We start from the raw sequence: 17,065 nt of genomic DNA, 5'->3' as shown, positions 1-17,065 counted from the left end.
CTTCATTTCTCCGCGCCTGCATGGGTCCTCAGTTCCTTTTCGCCACCGGTATCGAAAACAGCAACCCCACCATCCAGAACGGCAAACACCGGGTGGATGAGCTGGAAAAATGCAACCACTACAAGCTGTGGCAGAAAGACTTTGACCTCGTCGATGAGATGGGCATCAAGTTTCTGCGCTACGGGCCACCCATTCACACCACGTTTCTGGGGCCGGGCAAGTACGACTGGAGCTTTGCCGACGTCACGTTTCAGGACTTGCTGCGGCGCAACATCGCGCCCATTGTCGACCTGTGCCACTTCGGCGTGCCCGACTGGATTGGCAACTTCCAGAACCCCGATTTCCCGGCGCTGTTTGCGCAGTACGCCAAGGCGTTTGCCCAGCGGTTTCCGTGGGTGCAGCTCTACACGCCCGTGAACGAGATGTACATCTGCGCCGTGTTTTCGGCCCGCTATGGCTGGTGGAACGAGCAGCTAAGTGACGACCGCTCCTTCGTCAATGCGCTCAAATACATTGTGAAGGCCAACGTGCTGGCCATGGAAGCCATTCTGGAAGTGCGGCCCGACGCCATTTTCATCCAGAGCGAATCGTCGGAATATTTTCACGCCGAGAACCCGGCCGCCATCGGCCCGGCCGAAACCATGAACGCCGAGCGGTTCCTCTCCCTCGATTTGAACTACGGCCGCCGCGTGAATTCGAGCATGTACGAATTCCTGATGGACAACGGCATGACCCGTGAGGAGTACCACTTCTTCCTGAAAACCAAGATGAAGCGGCACTGCATCATGGGCAACGACTACTACTACACCAACGAGCACCGTGTGCGCGCCGACGGCAGCACGACGGCTTCGGGCGAAGTATTTGGCTATCATGTCATCACCACGCAGTACCACGACCGCTACCGCCTGCCCGTAATGCACACCGAAACCAACATCTGGCAGGGCCCCAACGGCGACGAGGCCGTGAACTGGCTCTGGAAGGAATGGGCCAACGTGCTGCGCGTGCGCAACGACGGCGTACCCATGGTGGGCTTCACCTGGTATTCGCTTACCGACCAGGTGGACTGGGACAGTGCTCTGCGCGAAAACAACGGCCGCATGAACCCCGTGGGTTTGTACGATTTGGACCGCAACATCCGGCCCGTGGGCACGGCCTATAAGCACCTCATCGCTGACTGGAGCCAGGTGCTGCCCGCCCAAAGCGTGTGCCTGCAAGTGCCCATCGTGATGCCCCAGGAAAGCAATGAAGCGTGGGCCCGCGAGCAGAAAGCCGACGTGAAAGCCGCCAGCGCCGATACCTCGACGGCTCAGGCCAATTCTACAACGGTCGATGCAGCTTAAGCAGCAAGCATAATACAGAACGTCATCCTGAGCGGCTGGCCATTTATTTCCCTTCACATTCTCCTTTCTCCTTCATTATGCCTCTTCGCTTCAAAGGCAAAGTCGTTCTCATTACCGGCGCGGCCAGCGGCATTGGCCTGGCCGTTTCCAAACGCTTTGCTACTGAAGGGGCCCGCGTGGTACTCGCCGATTACAGCCAGGCCAACCTCGACGCAGCGGTGCCCCAAGTGAAAGCCGCCGGTGCGCCCGATGTGCTAGCCAGCCTCTGTAACGTGGCGGTCGAAGCGCAGGTGGAAGCTACCGTTGCGGCCGCCCTGGCCCAGTTTGGCCGCCTCGATGTGGTTGTGAATAACGCTGGCCTCATGCAGTTCAAAGCCCTCGAAGAGTTGACTGGCGAAGACTGGCTGCGCATTCTGAACGTGGATTTGCTGGGCGCCTTCTACTTCACCAAGCAGGCATTTTTGCACATGAAGCCCGGTGGCAACATCGTGAACGTGGCCAGCATCCACGCCGTGGAAACCAGCCCTTTGGTAGCGCCTTATGCGGCGGCCAAGGCGGCTATGCTGTCGCTTACCCGTTCGTCGGTGCTCGAAGGCAAGCCCAAGGGCATCCGCACCAACGTTGTTCTCCCCGGTGCTATCGACACGCCCATGCTTTGGGAAAACCCGAACGTGAAATCCGGCGTCGAAGTCATTGATAAAAACGACGTGGGCAAGCCGGAGGATGTAGCCGCCATCATCGCCTACCTGGCTTCCGATGACGCCGCCTTTGTGCAAGGGGCCGAAGTGCGCGTGGACGGTGGCCGTTTGGGCCGGCTGTAATGTAGCACCAGTCCGGCACGGCACTTGTAAGAGGAGAATTTTACGCGAAGTGATTTGCGAGAACGATGTAGAGACGCGACCCATCGCGTCTTCGGGACTGCGCCGTGCCAGCATCGTTCAACGCCGAGACGCGATGGGTCGCGTCTCTACATCCGCCGGCTGATTTTCGCAGTTCACCTTCGACACAAGTACAATCCTTGATTCTTCCGCGCCATGAAAAAGCTCGTTTTCGCCGCCCTGCTACTTGTCACCTCGCTTTCGGCCTCGGCCCAGTTCCGTTTCCCCGACCTGAGCGGCATTAAGCTTCCCGGTGGCATCAAGCTGCCGGGCGCTACTTCGGGCAGCACCACTACCACTGGCAGCGGCACCCGCGTGGGCAACCTCAGCAACTCCGAAGCCGCCAGCGGCCTTAAGGAAGCTTTGCTGCAGGGCATTGGCAAGGGCGCCGACCAAGCCTCGCAAACCGATGGCTTCTACCTGAACCGCCTCATCCGCATTCCTTTTCCGCCCGATGCCCAGCGCGTGGCTACCACGTTGCGCAGTATTGGCCTGGGCAGCCAGGTCGATAAGTTCGAGCTCAGCCTGAACCGCGGTGCCGAAGACGCCGCCCGCAGTGCCAAGCCCATCTTCATCTCGGCCATCAAAAGTCTCACGTTTTCGGATGTGTGGAATATCCTGACCGGTCAGAAAGACGCCGCCACGCAGTTTCTGAAGCGCACAACTTCGACCCAGCTCATTTCGGCCTTCTCGCCCATCATGCAGAAAAGCCTCGACCAAGTGGGCGCCACGCGCTATTACACCCAGTTGGCTGGCACGTACAACCAGTTGCCCCTGGTGCAGAAAGTACAGCCCGATTTGAACCAGTACGCCACCGGCAAAGCCGTCGACGGCCTGTTCACCCTCATTGCCCAGGAAGAAGCCAACATCCGCGAAAACCCGGTGGCTCGCACTACCGAGCTGCTACGCCGCGTATTTGGCGGCCGTAGCAGCTAGCGCTTTTCGAGGTAGGGTGCGGGGTCGTACCCGGAGGGCTTGCCCCCGCACCCTACAACTGGAGTGGCGTATGTTTGCGGGCCTTTATCCGCAACCGTACGCCACTTTTTTATGCCCATTCTTACCATTCGCAGCCTCGCCGACCTCGAAAGCCACATTGGCCAGGAAATGGGCGTGTCGAGCTACCACACCATCACGCAAGCGCAAATCGACCAGTTTGCCGCGGCTACGCTCGATTTTCAGTGGATTCATACCGATGCCGCGCGGGCCGAAACCGAGTCGCCATTTAAGGCCACCATTGCCCACGGCTACCTCACAGTGTCGCTGCTGCCTTACCTCTGGCAGCAAATTGTCACCATCGAGAACCTGAAGATGCAGGTGAACTACGAAATTGAAAGCCTGCGCTTCAACCAGGCCGTGACGGTGAACAGTGCCGTGCGTCTGCGTGCCAGGATGCTTTCGGTGGCCAACTTGCGTGGCATTGCCAAAACCCGCATCGAAGTAACGCTGGAGATTGAAGGCGTGAAAAAGCCTGCTTACACGGGCGTCGTAACGTTCCTGTACCACTTCCAGGAGGCATAGGCTCAGTTATTTAGAAGCCAATTGTTGCTTTGCCCCGGTCGCTCGCGCGGTCGGGGCTTTTTTTGTTACTTTGGGCAACACTTCATCTTTTTCTGCTTTTAGTTATGAAAAACACTTTGCTTCGACTGGGCCTGATGCTGGCCCTGGCTGCTCCTCAAACTGGCTTTGCGCAAACGGCTAAGCCAAGCGGGCAGCCACCGATTATCGACCGCGAACTACTGTTTGGCGACCCCGATATTTCGGGTGCGCAGCTCTCGCCCGACGGCAAGTTTCTGTCCTTTATCCGGCCCTTTAATGGCACCCGCAACATCTGGGTGAAGGGCCTGAGTGAGCCCTTCGACAAAGCCCGGCCGATGACCAACGACCAGGCCCGCCCGGTGCGCAGCTACTTCTGGAGCCGCGACGGCAAGTACCTGCTCTACAGCCAGGACAAGGCCGGCGACGAGAACTTCAACATCTACGCCGTGAACCCGGCCGAAGCCCCAGCCGCTGGCCAGCCCGTGCCCGCCGCCCGCGACCTTACCGGCCTGAAAGGTGTGCGGGTTCAGATACTCAACGCGCCACTTACCGACCCCAACACGCTTTATATCGGCCTGAATGACCGCGACAAGGCCTGGCACGACCTATATAAGCTGAACCTCACTACCGGCGAAAAAACCCTAGTGCGCCAGAATACCGACCGCATCGGCGACTGGACTTTTGACTGGAAAGACCAGCTGCGCTTGGCGGCCCGCTCAAACCCCGACGGCAGCACCGAGTGGCTGCGTGTGGAGGGCGAAAAGATGACGCCTTTCTACAAAACGACGATTGACGAGCAGAGCGCCGTGGAAGGCTTCGCCAAAGACAACCAGCACGTGTACCTGGCCACCAACAAAGGCGCGCGCAACCTGGCCGAAATCGTGCTGCTTGACCCCGCCACTGGGCAGGAGCAACCCTACCAGGCCGACCCGCTGAAGCGCGTGGACGTGGGCGGCATCACAATTTCGGAGAAGACCCACGAGCCGGTGTTTGTGAGCTTCGAGGACGACCGTATGCGCCGCGTGTGGAAAGACAAGGCCTTTGAGCAGGATTTTGCTACCGTGAGCCGGCAGCTGCCAGGGCTGGACATCTACCCGGGCTCGCACACCACCGACGAGCGGCTGTGGCTGCTCGCGGCCAACTCGGCTACTCAGCCCACGGTTGCCTACCTGTTCGACCGCCAGACCAAGCAGCTCACCAAGCAATACGAGACCCGCCCCAAGCTGAAAGCCGCCGACTTGGCCGACATGAAAGTGGTGCGCTACAAGTCGTCGGACGGCCTGGAAATCCCGGCCTACCTAACGTTACCCAAAGGCTTGGCGGCCAAAAACCTGCCCGTCATTATTCTGCCGCACGGCGGGCCGTGGGCGCGCGACTCCTACGGGTTCAACGCCATGGCCCAGTTTCTGGCCAACCGGGGCTACGCCGTGCTGTCACCCAACTTCCGGGCCAGCACCGGCTACGGCAAGCAGTTTCTGAACGCCGGCAACGGCGAATGGGGCCGCAAAATGCAGGACGACCTGACCTGGGGCGTGAAGTACCTCGTGGCCCAAGGCATTGCCGACCCCAAGCGGGTGGGCATCATGGGCGGCTCGTACGGCGGGTACGCTACGTTGGCTGGCGTGGCCTTCACCCCCGACTTGTATAACGCCGCGGTGGCCATTGTGGCGCCGTCGAACCTGACCACGCTGCTCAACGCCATTCCGCCCTACTGGGAGGCCGGCCGTAAGCAGATGTACGCCCGCATGGCCGACCCCGGCACCGCCGAAGGCCGGGCCGCCCTCGACCGGATGTCGCCGCTGGGTTCAGCCAACAAAATCAAAACCCCGCTCATGGTGGTGCAGGGTGCCAACGACCCACGGGTGAACAAGGCCGAAGCCGACCAGATTGTAGCGGCCCTGCGCGACCGCAACTACCCCGTGCAATACCTGCTGGCCCCCGACGAAGGCCATGGCTTTGCCCGCCCCGTGAACAACATGGCCATGTTTGCGGCCTCCGAGAAGTTCCTGGCCAGCCAGCTGCACGGCCGCTACCAGGAAAGCATGCCGCCCGCCGTGGCCCAGCGCCTCAAGGAAATCACCGTCGACCCCAAAACGGTGCAGCTGGTGACAAAAACGAACGTGAAGTAAGGTTTGTATCACATTAAAAAAAGCCTCTGTCAGTATTGATAGAGGCTTTTTTACTACCAGGAAGAGTAGGGTACGGGGTCGTACCCTACACCGCCATTTCCGGGTATTCGTCGCCAGCGTACACCGGCGCCATATCCTTTTCCTCGTCCTCGGTGAACAGCCGCGAGCGAATCAAAAACCGTACGCCGAGTGGGATTTCCAGCGAGAAGCTGGCGCCGCGGCCCTTCACTACGTCCACGGTAAGCTGGGTGTGTTTCCAGTATTCGAATTGGCTGGCACTCATAAAAAAGTCGCAGCCGTAGATGCGGCCCAGCCACGTGTCGTTGCCGCCCACTCGGAATTCGCCCTTGGCAAAGCACATGGGCGAGGAGCCGTCGCAGCACCCGCCGCTCTGATGGAACATGAGCGGGCCGTGCTCGTCGCGGAGCAGGTCGATGGTGGCTTCGGCGGCTTGGGTGACGAGGACGCGGGGAGTGGGCATTGGGGTGTGGGTGTAGAGTTTGTGAAAACAGAAACTGTCATCCTGAGCGTAGCGAAGGACCTTATCACGCCAGCACTGCGGCCAGAACGAATTCTGACGCAAGTCGTTTCGGCGTAATAAGGTCCTTCGCTGCGCTCAAGATGACAGGCTTTACCCTGAGCCTAGAAGAAACCTAGTTTCTGCTGGCTGTAGCTGATGAGCATGTTCTTGTTCTGGCGGTAGTGGCTCAGCATCATTTTGTGGTTTTCGCGGCCGAAACCGGAGGCTTTGTAGCCACCGAAAGGCGCGCCGGCGGGGTAGTCGTGGTAGCAGTTCACCCACACGCGGCCGGCCTGAATGGCGCGGGGCACCTCATACAGTTCGTGCGCATCGCGGGTCCACACGCCGGCACCGAGGCCGTAGAGCGTGTCGTTGGCAATTTCGATGGCTTCTTCCACCGTTTTGAAGGTGGTAACGGATAGCACCGGGCCAAATATTTCCTCCTGGAAGATGCGCATTTTGTTGTGGCCCCGGAAGATGGTGGGCTGGATATAGTAACCCTCGCCCAGGGCGCCGTCGGTCTGCGCGTAGGCTTCGCCGCCCACCAGCACTTCGGCCCCCTCGGCCTTGCCGATTTCGAGGTAGCTCAGAATTTTTTCGAACTGGTCGTTCGAGGCCTGCGCACCCATCATCGTCGTCATGTCGAGCGGGTTGCCGAGCTTGATGGCCTTCACGCGCTCAATCACGCGGGCGATAAACTCGTCGTAGATGTCTTCGTGCACTAGCATCCGCGAAGGGCAGGTGCATATTTCGCCCTGGTTCAGGGCAAACATCACGGCGCCTTCGAGGGCCTTGTCGAGGAAGTCGTCGTCGGCGTCCATCACCGATTTGAAGAAGACATTGGGCGACTTACCGCCCAACTCCATCGTCACCGGAATTAGGTTTTCCGAAGCGTACTGCATGATGAGGCGGCCGGTGGTCGTCTCGCCCGTGAAAGAAGCCTTGTTGATGCGCGGCGACGAGGCCAGTGGCTTACCGGCTTCGAGACCGAACCCGTTGACAATGTTGATAACGCCCGGAGGCACCAGGTCCTGAATCAGCTCCATCAGTACCATGATGCTGGCGGGGGTTTGCTCGGCGGGCTTCATCACCACGGTGCAACCGGCCGCGATAGCGGGAGCCAGCTTCCAGGTGGCCATCAGCAGCGGGAAGTTCCAGGGAATAATCTGGCCGATGACGCCCAGCGGCTCCTGAATATTGAGCGACAGCGTAGTGCTGTTCAGCTCGGTGGCGCTGCCTTCTTCGGCCCGAATCACGCTGGCGAAGTACCGGAAGTGGTCGATAACCAGCGGCATGTCGGCGTAGGTGGTTTCGCGGATGGCCTTGCCGTTCTCGACGCATTCCACGGCGGCGAGGTGGGCGAGGTTTTCCTCGATGCGGTTGGCAATTTTATTCAGCACGTTGCTGCGCTCGGTAGCGGAGGTTTTGCCCCAGGTTTTGAAGGCTTCGTGGGCGGCGTCAAGAGCCAGTTCAATGTCCTCCTTGGTGCTGCGGGCCACTTTGCAAAAGGCCTTGCCGTCGATGGGCGAAGGATTTTCGAAGTACTGGCCCTTTACCGGAGCCACCCATTTGCCACCGATGAAGTTGTCGTAGTGCGATTTGAACTGGGGGCGGGCCACCACGGTGGTGGTTTCTTCTAGGGTTTCGGCCATGGCTTTGGAGATGGAATTAGGTGAAATCGGGAAAGTGTAAAGGTCCCTTTTCCAGAGGCCGGCCGGTTGTGGTATAGTCGCAAAGAGTGCGAGAATTATCGCAACTTGCTGCGCACTCCACCTGTTATTAGTGAGTACTCCCTTACCAAACTATTCCGCTGCTATGCAGTCCCGCGTTCACCTGCCCGCCGCTGTTGCCCCGCTCACGCTCGAGCGCCTGCATTCCTTGGTCGAGAACCGGACGGTTTACCAATTGGAAGGGTTCGAGCTCAACGTGTTCGAAACGCATCACGCTGCTCACCGCGTGCCCCTACGCCTCGAAGGTTTGGCCCTGACGACGATGCTGCGCGGCAAGAAGGTAATGCACCTGCCCGGCCGCGAAGCCTTCGACTACCTGCCCGGCGAGTCGGTGGTCGTGGACAAAGACGAACTGATGGAAATCGACTTCCCCGATGCCTGTCTGTGCCAGCCCACGCAGTGCCTGGCCGTGGCCATCGCGCCCGACACCATTCGCCACACCGTGGATATGCTGAATGAGCGGTACCCCAAAGCCGAGCCGCACCAGCCCTGGACCATCGAAGGCCCTGAGTATGCCCACCTCACCAACACCCCCGAGCTGACCGACACGCTGGGCCGCCTGGTGGCCGTGTCGCGCACTTCGGACGTTAACAAGGACGTACTGGCCAGCTTCACGCTGCAGGAATTGCTGGTGCGCCTGATGCAGACCCAGGCCCGCCAGCTCATTTTTCACGATTACGCCCGGCACCTCACCACGCACCGCTTTGCCGCCGTGGTGGGCTACATCAAAGACCACCTGGCCGAAAACCTGACCATCGACAAGCTCAGTGCGCTGGCTTGCATGAGCAAGGCCACGTTCTTTCGGGTGTTCAAACGCGAGTTTGGGATTACGCCGGTCGAGTTTATCATTCGTGAGCGGCTGGGCGAGGCCAAACGGCTGCTGCGCCACCCGCTGGCCAGCGTGGCCGAGGTGTGTTTGCGGGCGGGGTTCAACAACCTCTCGTATTTCCAGGCCCTGTTTAAGAAGTACGAAGGCATGACGCCGGGGACGTATAAGAAGCAGTTGGTGGCGTAGCAGGGAATTAAAAATCGAGAATTAACAATTAAAAATGGCCGCTCGTAGCATATTCGGCGGCCATTTTTAATTGTTAATTCTCGATTTTTAATTTCTCAGAACACCACGCTGTACGGCGCATCGGCCAGGGCGCGAATGTCCTCGTGCAGGTCGACGCCCAGGATTTCGTGCACGTTGGCGCGAATGCGGTTCGACATTTGGGTGAGCGGAAGGTCGTTGCTGTCTTTGCCGAAAGGGTCTTCGATTTCGTCGCCAATCATCTCCACACCCAGCAGCGCGTAGGCCCCGAACATGGTGATGGGAACGGTGAGCCACTGGTAAGTATCGAGCAGGTTGAAGGGCATGGTGAGCACAAACACCGAGATGAAGCCCTTGATGAAATAGCTGTAGGAAAAAGGAATGGGCGTGGCTTTGATGCGTTCGCAGGCACCGGCCACGTCGAGCAGGGCTTCGTGGTGGCGCTGAATGGTGATGAGGTGCGTGGGCAGAATCAGCTCCTCGCGCAGCAGCCGCTCGTAGAACTCCTGAAGCTGGGCGGCTAGGCGCGAAGGCACGTGGCCTACCTGCTGCAGCTGCGCAATGAAGCCGGGCTCAACTTCCGCCAGCTTATCGAACCGGACGCCTTTGCGCAGGTGCCCATCGAGGGCAATGGGGAAATTGGACAGCAGCCCGGCCAGGTAGATGCGGTGCGTGGCATCGGTGGCGGGCAGGCGGGCATGCAGCAAGCCCGCCAGGTTACGGCAGCTGTTCACGAGCTGGCCCCAGAGGCGGCGGCCCTCGTAAAACCGGTCGTAGGCCGTGTTGGTCCGAAAGGCCAGCAGCAGGCTAAGCAGGATGCCCAGAAAGGAGAAAAACTCTTTGTCGACGGCTATGTTCAACCGGTCGAAATTCGTCACTAACGCGGTGACTACAGTGGCGTAGAGGCCCACCCACAGCACGCGCTGCAGCAGCAGGCGAATAATACCCGAAGAACGCAGGTGGCGCAAGGCCTCCCACCAGTCACTCGATTTGTAAACAATCATCAGCTTGTGAAAGCCCGCCGGAATGGCCGGTCGGGCAGGGCAAAGCTACGTGCCAGCGCAAAGAACAGCGGGTTGCAGTGCCGTAAGCGGAGGTGAATACCGGGCAATCGAGCCTTTCCTACTGGTTTTCCAGTAGGCATAATTCCTCGTTTCTGAGGATTGCAGGGGGTTTTACGCCACAAGACCTTTGTCTTGTTCTCTAACCCTAACACTCTCGGCAATGAAACCGGCTTTTTACTCCATCCTGGCCCTGGCCCTTTCCTACACTAGCGCGTCGGCGCAGCTGTTGCGGCAGCCTGCCACTGTGCAAGCGCTGCGAGCCGCCAGCCTACCCAAGCACGGCATGGCCCTGGCGGCCCGGGCGGCCAGCACCACCGTACTGCGGCCCGGCCAGATAACCGCCTACGGCTACAGCCCGGCAACCAAGCAATGGGAAGACCCCATCAGCCTGGGCTACACCTACAATGCCCAGGCACTGGTAACGCAGGAAGTTGCGGCTGACTCGGCCAGCAGCACGCCATACTACCGCACCTTCACTGCCTACAACGCCGCTCAGAATCCCCTCAGCGTTAGCACCCAGTACTACGACAGCGGGAGCTGGACCGACGACAGCCGCGACGTATCGGCCTACGATGCACAGCAGCAAATTACCCTGCAGGAGCACCAGGAGGCCGACCAGGCCGGCAACTGGATAACGGCTGCTGGCACGCGCTACCTCAACACCTACGATGCTGCCAACCACCTCACCGCGCAAACGGTGCAGGTATACCGCCCCACCACCCAGGCCTACGCCGACTCGGTGCGCTACCAGTACACCGTAGCCGCCACCGGCGAGTGGACTTCCCGCCTGACCCAGGTGCCCGACGGCCAGGGCAAGTGGCAGGACGACGAGCGTTGGGAAAAAGTGGTGTGGTACAACTTCGCCGAAATGCTGGTAGCCAGCGTGGATTTGCAGGTACCCACCGCCACTGGTCAGTGGGAAACGGTAGCCCGGCAGCAGGGCACCTACACTCCTACGCGCTGGGAACTTCTGACCCAGCACCAACTAAGCGGCAGCTGGGAAAACGAGCAGCGCCAGCTCGCCACCTTCGATTCGGCAGGCAACCCCACGCTGGCCGAGTTTGACAGCTGGAACGGGAGCGGTTGGGACGTTATTCTAGCACTAGAGAACCAGTACACTTACAATACCGACAACAGCATCCGGTTCAAAATAGTGAGCTTCGACTTCGGTGGCACGGGCCTCCAGCCGGTTGAGCGCCAGAATTTCGGCAACTACCAGTCCATTGCCCTGGCCACCCGCGCCAACACCCGCCTGGCCGCGCCGCTGCTGGCCTACCCCAACCCCAGCAACGACGGCCGCTTCACGGTGGAGCTGCCCACTACCCTGGCTGCCGCCCATGTAAGCGTAATCGATGGGTTGGGCCGCGAAGTAGCGCACCAGGCCTGGCAAGGAAGCGCCCGCAGCCAGCTGCGGCTCGACCTCAGCAGCCAGCAGCCGGGCCTCTACACGGTGCATGTACAAACGCCAGCGGGCCGCCTCGTGCAAAAAATCAGCATTCGCTAAGCATCTATTCTGACATTTGCATTCGCCTTCCTTTCCCTAAAGCCAGTTAAAGCCCTGGTTTCAGGGAAAGGACCAGGCAACAAATTGACCAAGTGCTTTGCCACATCTGCTGGCCGGGTCACTTTCCTTCCCGCCCTGAAAACAAGCTTAACTATGCGTTTTATACTCATTGGTGTGTTGCTGGCCATGAGCAGCTTTTTGCCAGGGTGCGCCCGGCGTACCTATCAGGGCCAAGCGCTGGTGCCGGCCGCGCTGGCTACGCATCGCACGGTAGCCATTTTGCCCTTTACCGTTGGGTTGGAGCGACTGCAGGACGTAGTAGTGCGCGGTGTGCAGTGGACCGACAGCGTCCGCCGCCCCCTGTCGCTGACCAGCGGGCCGAACCGTCAGCGGACGGGCGAGCGCCAACAGTTGGGCTACCAGCTTCAGACCGAGTTGCAGGCCGCCCTGATGCAGCAGCAGGTGGCCCATCCCACTACGGTCACCTTTCAAAACCCAGCCGACACCAACCAGCGACTGGCCCAGGCGGGCATTTCCTACGAAAGTCTGCCCAGCTACTCGATGGCCCAGCTACGCGCCGCTCTGGGTGTGGACGCCGTGCTAATGGGACAAACCGACATGCGCCAGATGCTGCCCGGCGGGGTTAGCATCGCCGTGTATTTGCTCAGCAACAACGGCGCCAACCCCATGGCCGATAACGGCGTACGCACGTCCCTCGATATTTACGACACCCAAACTGGAAAAATCGTGTGGCGCTTCGACCACGAGCTGCACGGCAAGCCCAGCACCAGTGCTCCCACACTGGCAAAAGCCCTGGTCCGGAATATGCAAAGCGCGTTTCCGTATGCCAAGCACTAAACGCCGAGCGAAAAATTATACGGCCGTATAGCTAATGGCTACGACCTCCACCACTTCTTCCTGCGGCTCCAGCTTCAGCGGCACTTGCTGCTTCAGTTTCGCGCCCTGAACGGCCCGGGCAATGGGCGCCACGAAGGCCACTTTGCCCAGCGCCACATCGGCTTCATCGACGCCAACAATAATGAATTTCCGCTCAAAGCCGATTTTCCCGCCACTCACGGTGCGCAGGCTGACGGTGGCGCCGAAGCGTATTTCTTTGGCTGGCTGGCCGGCGGGGTCCACTACTTTGGCGCTGCCGAGGCGCTCGAGCAGCAGCGCGATACGGCCGTTGTAGAGCGAAAGGCGGTGGGTGCGGTCGGTGTCGTTGCTGCGGTCGGCTTCGGCCTGGGTGCGTTCAGCTTCCAGGGTAACCAGTTCGGCCCGCAGCTGCTCGAGCCCGGCGGGCGTGACGTAGTTGGGTGTGCCCGGCGGCAGGGCTGCCCGGGGCGGAATGATGGGAGGCGTCTGCGCGTCATCCTCCTTGGTAAATCCTCGGCTCATAGCCAGGCAAACGCAGGCGTGCCGGCCAGGTTACGTCGGTAGCGCTGCAACCATCGGCCCCGGAAAGCGGTTATCCTACGCTATTTCGCTGCTGCCCTATCCCGATTCGTTCGCGCTATTAAATGTCTGAGCTGCTCTCTGCCCCCGCCGTATCGGCGGGGGCTCCTCCCCTCCCCACCCACCGCCTGACTAATTCGCTGGTCTGGCTTATGGCCCTCACCTGTGGGCTGGTGGTGGCCAACATCTACTACAACCAGCCCCTGCTGGCCGCTATTGGCCGCCACTTTCACATCACCGACAGCCGGGCCAGCCTGGTGGCCACCGCCACGCAAGTGGGCTACACGCTGAGCATGCTCTTCGTAGTGCCGCTCGGCGATATGCTGGAGCGCAAGCGCCTGATGCTGCTCCTGATGCTTGGTGCCGCCGCCTGCCTGGCGCTGGCCGCCTGGGCGCCTACGTTTGCGGTGCTGGCCGGGGCCAGTGTGCTAATCGGGCTGTGCTCGGCAGTGCCGCAGCTGCTGCTGCCCATGGCTGCCCACCTGGCCCCCGAAGCCGACCGCGGCCGCATTGTGGGCCGCATCATGAGCGGCTTGCTGATTGGAATTCTGGCCTCGCGCACGCTCAGCGGGTACGTGGGGGCGCACCTGGGCTGGCGGGCCATGTTCGAAATCGCAGCCGTTGTTATGGTGGCGCTGCTGGCCTTGCTGGCCTGGCAGCTGCCCCGCGACCAACCACAGTTCACCGGCTCCTACCGTTCGCTCATGAAGTCGCTCCTGACGTTTACCTCCACGCTGCCAGCGCTACGCCGCTCGGCCCTGGTGGGCGGGCTGCTGTTTGCTGCTTTCAGTGTGTTCTGGACTACGCTCACATTCTTCCTGGAAAGCCCGACCTACCGTTACGGCAGCGACGTAGCCGGCTTTTTTGGGCTGATTGGGGCCGTGGGCGCTTTAGCTGCGCCGCTGGCCGGCAAAACGGCCGACAAGCGCGGTCCCGACTTTGCCATTGGCGTGGGCACGCTGCTGGCCCTGGGCGCCTACGTGGTGCTGGGCCTGGGAGGCTTCTACCTGGCCGGGCTGGTAGTCGGCGTCATTCTGCTGGATGTGGGCGTGCAGGCGGCCCACATTTCCAACCAGACCCGCATATTTTCGCTGGTGCCCGAGGCCCGCAGCCGCCTCAACACCGTGTACATGACCGGCTATTTCACGGGTGGCTCACTGGGCTCGGTGGCCGGTGGCTTTGTCTGGATGCACTTTGGCTGGCTTGGCGTGTGCGTGCTCGGGGCAGCATTCACCGGGGCGGCCTACCTGGTGAGTCGGTTTTACGGGCGCAGCTAGAGCAGTTTCGGAATCAGTGGATGTAGGGGCGGGGTCGTACCCGGTAAGGCTTTAAGTACTCAAGCACAAGTAACCGTCATGCAGAGCGCAGCGAAGCATCTCGCTCGCATCGTCAAACGATTGATTTACTGTGGCACGGGAGATGCTTCGCTGCGCTCTGCATGACGTGCTTTTACTCATTTACTTTCGAACGAGTGCTTAGAACAGACAGGCATCCTGTTGCTACTCGGCGGCGGAAAGCCGCTCCAGGCAGGTTTTGAGGCTCTCGCGCCAGTGGGGAATGGCCGCGCCCAGCGCAGTTTTTATTTTGGTCTTGTCCATCACCGAAAAAGGTGGGCGGGTGGCTTTGGTGGGGTATTCGCTGGTGCGAATGGGTGTGGTTTTCACCGAAATTTCGCTGAGCTCGAAGATGGCCGTGGCGAAATCGTACCAAGAAGTGAGGCCTTCGTTGCTGTAGTGATACAAGCCATAGGCGGTGCTACCGCGCTCGATAATACCCAAGATGACGCCGGCCAGGTCGATGGCGTAGGTGGGTGTGCCCACCTGGTCCCAAATCACCCGCAGCTCGTCGCGCTCGCGGCCCAGCTTGCGCATGGTTTTCACGAAGTTGCCAGCAAACTCCGAGTACAGCCAGCTGGTACGCAGCGTGAAGTACCGTTCGGTGAGGCCGGGAATCACCTGCTCGCCTTCGAGCTTGGTGAGGCCGTAGACGCTCAACGGCGCGGTTTCGTCGGTTTCGGTGAGGGGCTGGTGGCCGTTGCCGGCAAATACAAAGTCGGTTGAAATCTGGATGAGCGTGCTGCCGTGCTCGCCGCAAAGCCGGGCCAGGTTTACTACCCCATCGCGGTTGATACGGCGGGCCAGGTCGACCTCATCCTCCGCCTTATCCACCGCCGTGTAGGCGGCACAGTTGATGACGTAGGCCGGGCGATGGGCGGCAAACAGCGCGGCCAGGCCCTCCGGGTTGAGAATATTGGCCTGCTCTTCGGCCAGAAACTGCAGGCCGGCAGTGCCCCGCTCGCGGGCAACGTGTGCCAGGCATTGCCCCAATTGCCCAGAGGCCCCAAATACCAAAGTTGTCTGCATAGCTTCTCTTCAAAACGGCCCGCTGAAGCAGAACCGGCCCGCAAGTTAGCGGCGCGCCCGCCTTAAACGCCTCGCCCAAGGCCCGCGTTACTCGGCGGGTGGCAGCAGTTTCTGGCCCGCCGACACCTCCTTGCCCGCAATGGACTGCTTGTTTTTGATGGGCTCGAATCGCACCTCGCGCGGCTGCTTTTCGCTCAGGTATTTCCAGTAGCGCAGCGGCATGTGGCGGCGGTGCAGCTTCATGTTTTTGCGCTCGGGGATGTTGACGTGGTCGAAATACGCCTGCCAGAGATGCTTGAACAGGGGCTCCCGCTCATCGAGCACGGTAGCGGAAATATCGGTGGCTTTTCGGCCCGTCGGGTTTTCAAACTGCACAATGTCGGTGCGGCTCAAATCGTAATACAGCCCGTAGTGCCGGCGGCGGTCGTAAATCAGCCAGCGCTGGTCGGCGTAGCGCTTGGTAAAGTGCGCGGCGATGAGGGGCAGCACGTCCATATCCGGCTCGATGGTGGCGTGGAATAACTCGTCGGATGTTTTCTCGAAGCGCACAAAGGCTTCCATGCGGTGCTTTTCGCGAAACATCATCTGGGCCAGGCGCTGCACGCGGCGCACGTCGGCGTTGGCGTAATTCTCCGAAACATCCACGGCCGAGCGCAAGGCCAAATCCACGTAGCGAAAAATCAACTGTTCCCGGTCCGCATCTTCGCTGAGGAAGACGTGATAGAGGCGCGTGCGGGCCTCGGCATCCATTGTTTTCAGCAGGCCCTCCCACACGCGGGTGGCCTGTGCATCGTTGGTTTCGAGGTAAGCCGGCTGGGCAAATAGCCCGCTCTGGGCCGTCGCTTCCGGCTGAATGCTGTTGGGTGGCGACTTGCTTTCGTAGATGCTGAACAGCACCGTCAGCAAGCCCTCGAAGGTGCCGTCGTAGGTGTAGTCGCGGGGCGCGGCGGTTAGGTTCGGCGCCGGGCGGCGCGAAGCAGAAATTGTGCTCAGCAAGCTGGCAGTGGCAGGGCGGCGGCTGGGCTTCACGGCAGGTTGGCTTCTTGCTAAAACGTCTATATTTAAGCCAGCAAGCTGCTGGCATTCCCAACCTTAAACTCCTACGCTGCATGAATCTCGACACCCTCCTCGGTCCTCTCAAAGGGGCCACTCGCCGCGAAATTGGCGGCGCCCAGGTCGACGTAGTACGCACCGGTAACTCCCGGGTGAAGCGGGTTGTTTACCCGGTCGGCTTCCGTTGGTCGAAAGACATGAAGCCCGTGGTAGGCACCGAGCTTTGCCAGCACGCCCACGTGGGCTTTCTGGCAGCCGGCCACCTCAATATTCAGTACGCCGACGGCACGTTGGAGGAGTTCATCGCGCCGCAGGTAGTGGCTATAGCGCCGGGCCACGACGGCTGGGTGGTGGGCAACGAGCCTGCCGTGCTCATCGAATTCGACTTCGAGGGCGAAACCGTGGAGCGGCTGGGCTTGCGGCGCCCGTAAGCGGCTTTTGCTGGCAGGCAACTGGCTCG

At 60.5% G+C, this 17,065-nt stretch carries 16 protein-coding genes; 10 read left to right on the top strand and 6 right to left on the bottom strand.

Features of this window, described 5'->3' with window-relative positions; all coding sequences use genetic code 11:
• The first annotated feature begins 20 nt into the window (after positions 1-20).
• The 5 genes from ABD837_RS04355 (at position 21) to ABD837_RS04335 (ending at position 5,883) form a co-directional block, all read left to right on the top strand.
• Complete coding sequence (locus ABD837_RS04355) at positions 21-1,340, top strand: family 1 glycosylhydrolase (protein WP_345050739.1); 1,320 nt, start codon at positions 21-23, stop codon at positions 1,338-1,340.
• A gap of 77 nt (positions 1,341-1,417) precedes the next feature.
• Complete coding sequence (locus ABD837_RS04350; RefSeq protein WP_345050736.1) at positions 1,418-2,161, top strand: SDR family NAD(P)-dependent oxidoreductase; 744 nt, start codon at positions 1,418-1,420, stop codon at positions 2,159-2,161.
• Between the two features lie 213 nt (positions 2,162-2,374).
• Positions 2,375-3,154 carry a DUF4197 domain-containing protein gene (locus ABD837_RS04345; protein ID WP_345050734.1) on the top strand — a complete coding sequence of 260 codons (780 nt, stop codon included), beginning with the start codon at positions 2,375-2,377 and terminating at the stop codon, positions 3,152-3,154.
• Between the two features lie 111 nt (positions 3,155-3,265).
• Complete coding sequence (locus tag ABD837_RS04340; protein ID WP_345050732.1) at positions 3,266-3,736, top strand: MaoC family dehydratase; 471 nt, start codon at positions 3,266-3,268, stop codon at positions 3,734-3,736.
• Positions 3,737-3,840: 104 nt separating this feature from the next.
• Positions 3,841-5,883 (top strand): alpha/beta fold hydrolase, encoded by a 2,043-nt coding sequence (locus tag ABD837_RS04335; RefSeq protein WP_345050729.1) that lies wholly within the window; start codon positions 3,841-3,843, stop codon positions 5,881-5,883.
• Positions 5,884-5,968: 85 nt separating this feature from the next.
• Here the strand turns inward: ABD837_RS04335 and ABD837_RS04330 are convergent, their stop codons facing one another.
• Both ABD837_RS04330 and ABD837_RS04325 read right to left on the bottom strand, forming a co-directional pair.
• On the bottom strand, positions 5,969-6,364 hold the full coding sequence (locus ABD837_RS04330) for a DUF779 domain-containing protein (RefSeq protein ID WP_345050727.1): 396 nt from the start codon (positions 6,362-6,364) through the stop codon (positions 5,969-5,971).
• Between the two features lie 161 nt (positions 6,365-6,525).
• Positions 6,526-8,055 carry an aldehyde dehydrogenase family protein gene (locus ABD837_RS04325; RefSeq protein WP_345050724.1) on the bottom strand — a complete coding sequence of 510 codons (1,530 nt, stop codon included), beginning with the start codon at positions 8,053-8,055 and terminating at the stop codon, positions 6,526-6,528.
• A 163-nt stretch (positions 8,056-8,218) separates the two neighbouring features.
• On the opposite strand from ABD837_RS04325, the gene ABD837_RS04320 reads away from it, so the two are divergent.
• Positions 8,219-9,148, top strand: coding sequence for an AraC family transcriptional regulator (locus tag ABD837_RS04320; protein ID WP_345050722.1), 930 nt, complete (start codon positions 8,219-8,221; stop codon positions 9,146-9,148).
• A gap of 95 nt (positions 9,149-9,243) precedes the next feature.
• Here the strand turns inward: ABD837_RS04320 and ABD837_RS04315 are convergent, their stop codons facing one another.
• Complete coding sequence (locus tag ABD837_RS04315) at positions 9,244-10,170, bottom strand: bestrophin family protein (RefSeq protein ID WP_345050719.1); 927 nt, start codon at positions 10,168-10,170, stop codon at positions 9,244-9,246.
• A gap of 220 nt (positions 10,171-10,390) precedes the next feature.
• Between ABD837_RS04315 and ABD837_RS04310 the strand changes: the two genes are divergently transcribed.
• A complete protein-coding gene (locus tag ABD837_RS04310; protein ID WP_345050717.1) occupies positions 10,391-11,734 on the top strand; it encodes a T9SS type A sorting domain-containing protein in 1,344 nt (447 codons plus the stop codon).
• A 153-nt stretch (positions 11,735-11,887) separates the two neighbouring features.
• Entirely contained in the window at positions 11,888-12,592 is a 705-nt protein-coding gene (locus ABD837_RS04305; protein WP_345050714.1) for a hypothetical protein, read from the top strand.
• A gap of 15 nt (positions 12,593-12,607) precedes the next feature.
• On the opposite strand, the gene ABD837_RS04300 is transcribed toward ABD837_RS04305, so the two are convergent.
• Positions 12,608-13,132: a GreA/GreB family elongation factor gene (locus tag ABD837_RS04300; protein ID WP_345050712.1), complete on the bottom strand. Its 525-nt coding sequence runs from the start codon at positions 13,130-13,132 to the stop codon at positions 12,608-12,610.
• 122 nt (positions 13,133-13,254) lie between these two features.
• On the opposite strand from ABD837_RS04300, the gene ABD837_RS04295 reads away from it, so the two are divergent.
• Complete coding sequence (locus ABD837_RS04295; protein ID WP_345050710.1) at positions 13,255-14,466, top strand: MFS transporter; 1,212 nt, start codon at positions 13,255-13,257, stop codon at positions 14,464-14,466.
• Between the two features lie 222 nt (positions 14,467-14,688).
• Here the strand turns inward: ABD837_RS04295 and rfbD are convergent, their stop codons facing one another.
• The gene (gene rfbD / locus ABD837_RS04290) at positions 14,689-15,552 is read right to left on the bottom strand and encodes a dTDP-4-dehydrorhamnose reductase (protein WP_345050707.1); all 864 of its coding nucleotides are present in this window, start codon (positions 15,550-15,552) and stop codon (positions 14,689-14,691) included.
• A gap of 87 nt (positions 15,553-15,639) precedes the next feature.
• A complete protein-coding gene (locus ABD837_RS04285; RefSeq protein ID WP_345050705.1) occupies positions 15,640-16,581 on the bottom strand; it encodes a TIGR03915 family putative DNA repair protein in 942 nt (313 codons plus the stop codon).
• Positions 16,582-16,661: 80 nt separating this feature from the next.
• On the opposite strand from ABD837_RS04285, the gene ABD837_RS04280 reads away from it, so the two are divergent.
• Positions 16,662-17,036, top strand: a complete 375-nt coding sequence (locus ABD837_RS04280; RefSeq protein WP_345050702.1) for a cupin domain-containing protein — start codon at positions 16,662-16,664, stop codon at positions 17,034-17,036.
• Positions 17,037-17,065 lie beyond the last annotated feature (29 nt).

Source organism: Hymenobacter glaciei, from assembly GCF_039539585.1.
In the GTDB taxonomy this organism is placed as follows: domain Bacteria; phylum Bacteroidota; class Bacteroidia; order Cytophagales; family Hymenobacteraceae; genus Hymenobacter; species Hymenobacter glaciei.
The sequence above is the reverse complement of the archived record's forward strand: the minus strand, read 5'-3'. Positions and strand labels throughout refer to the sequence as shown.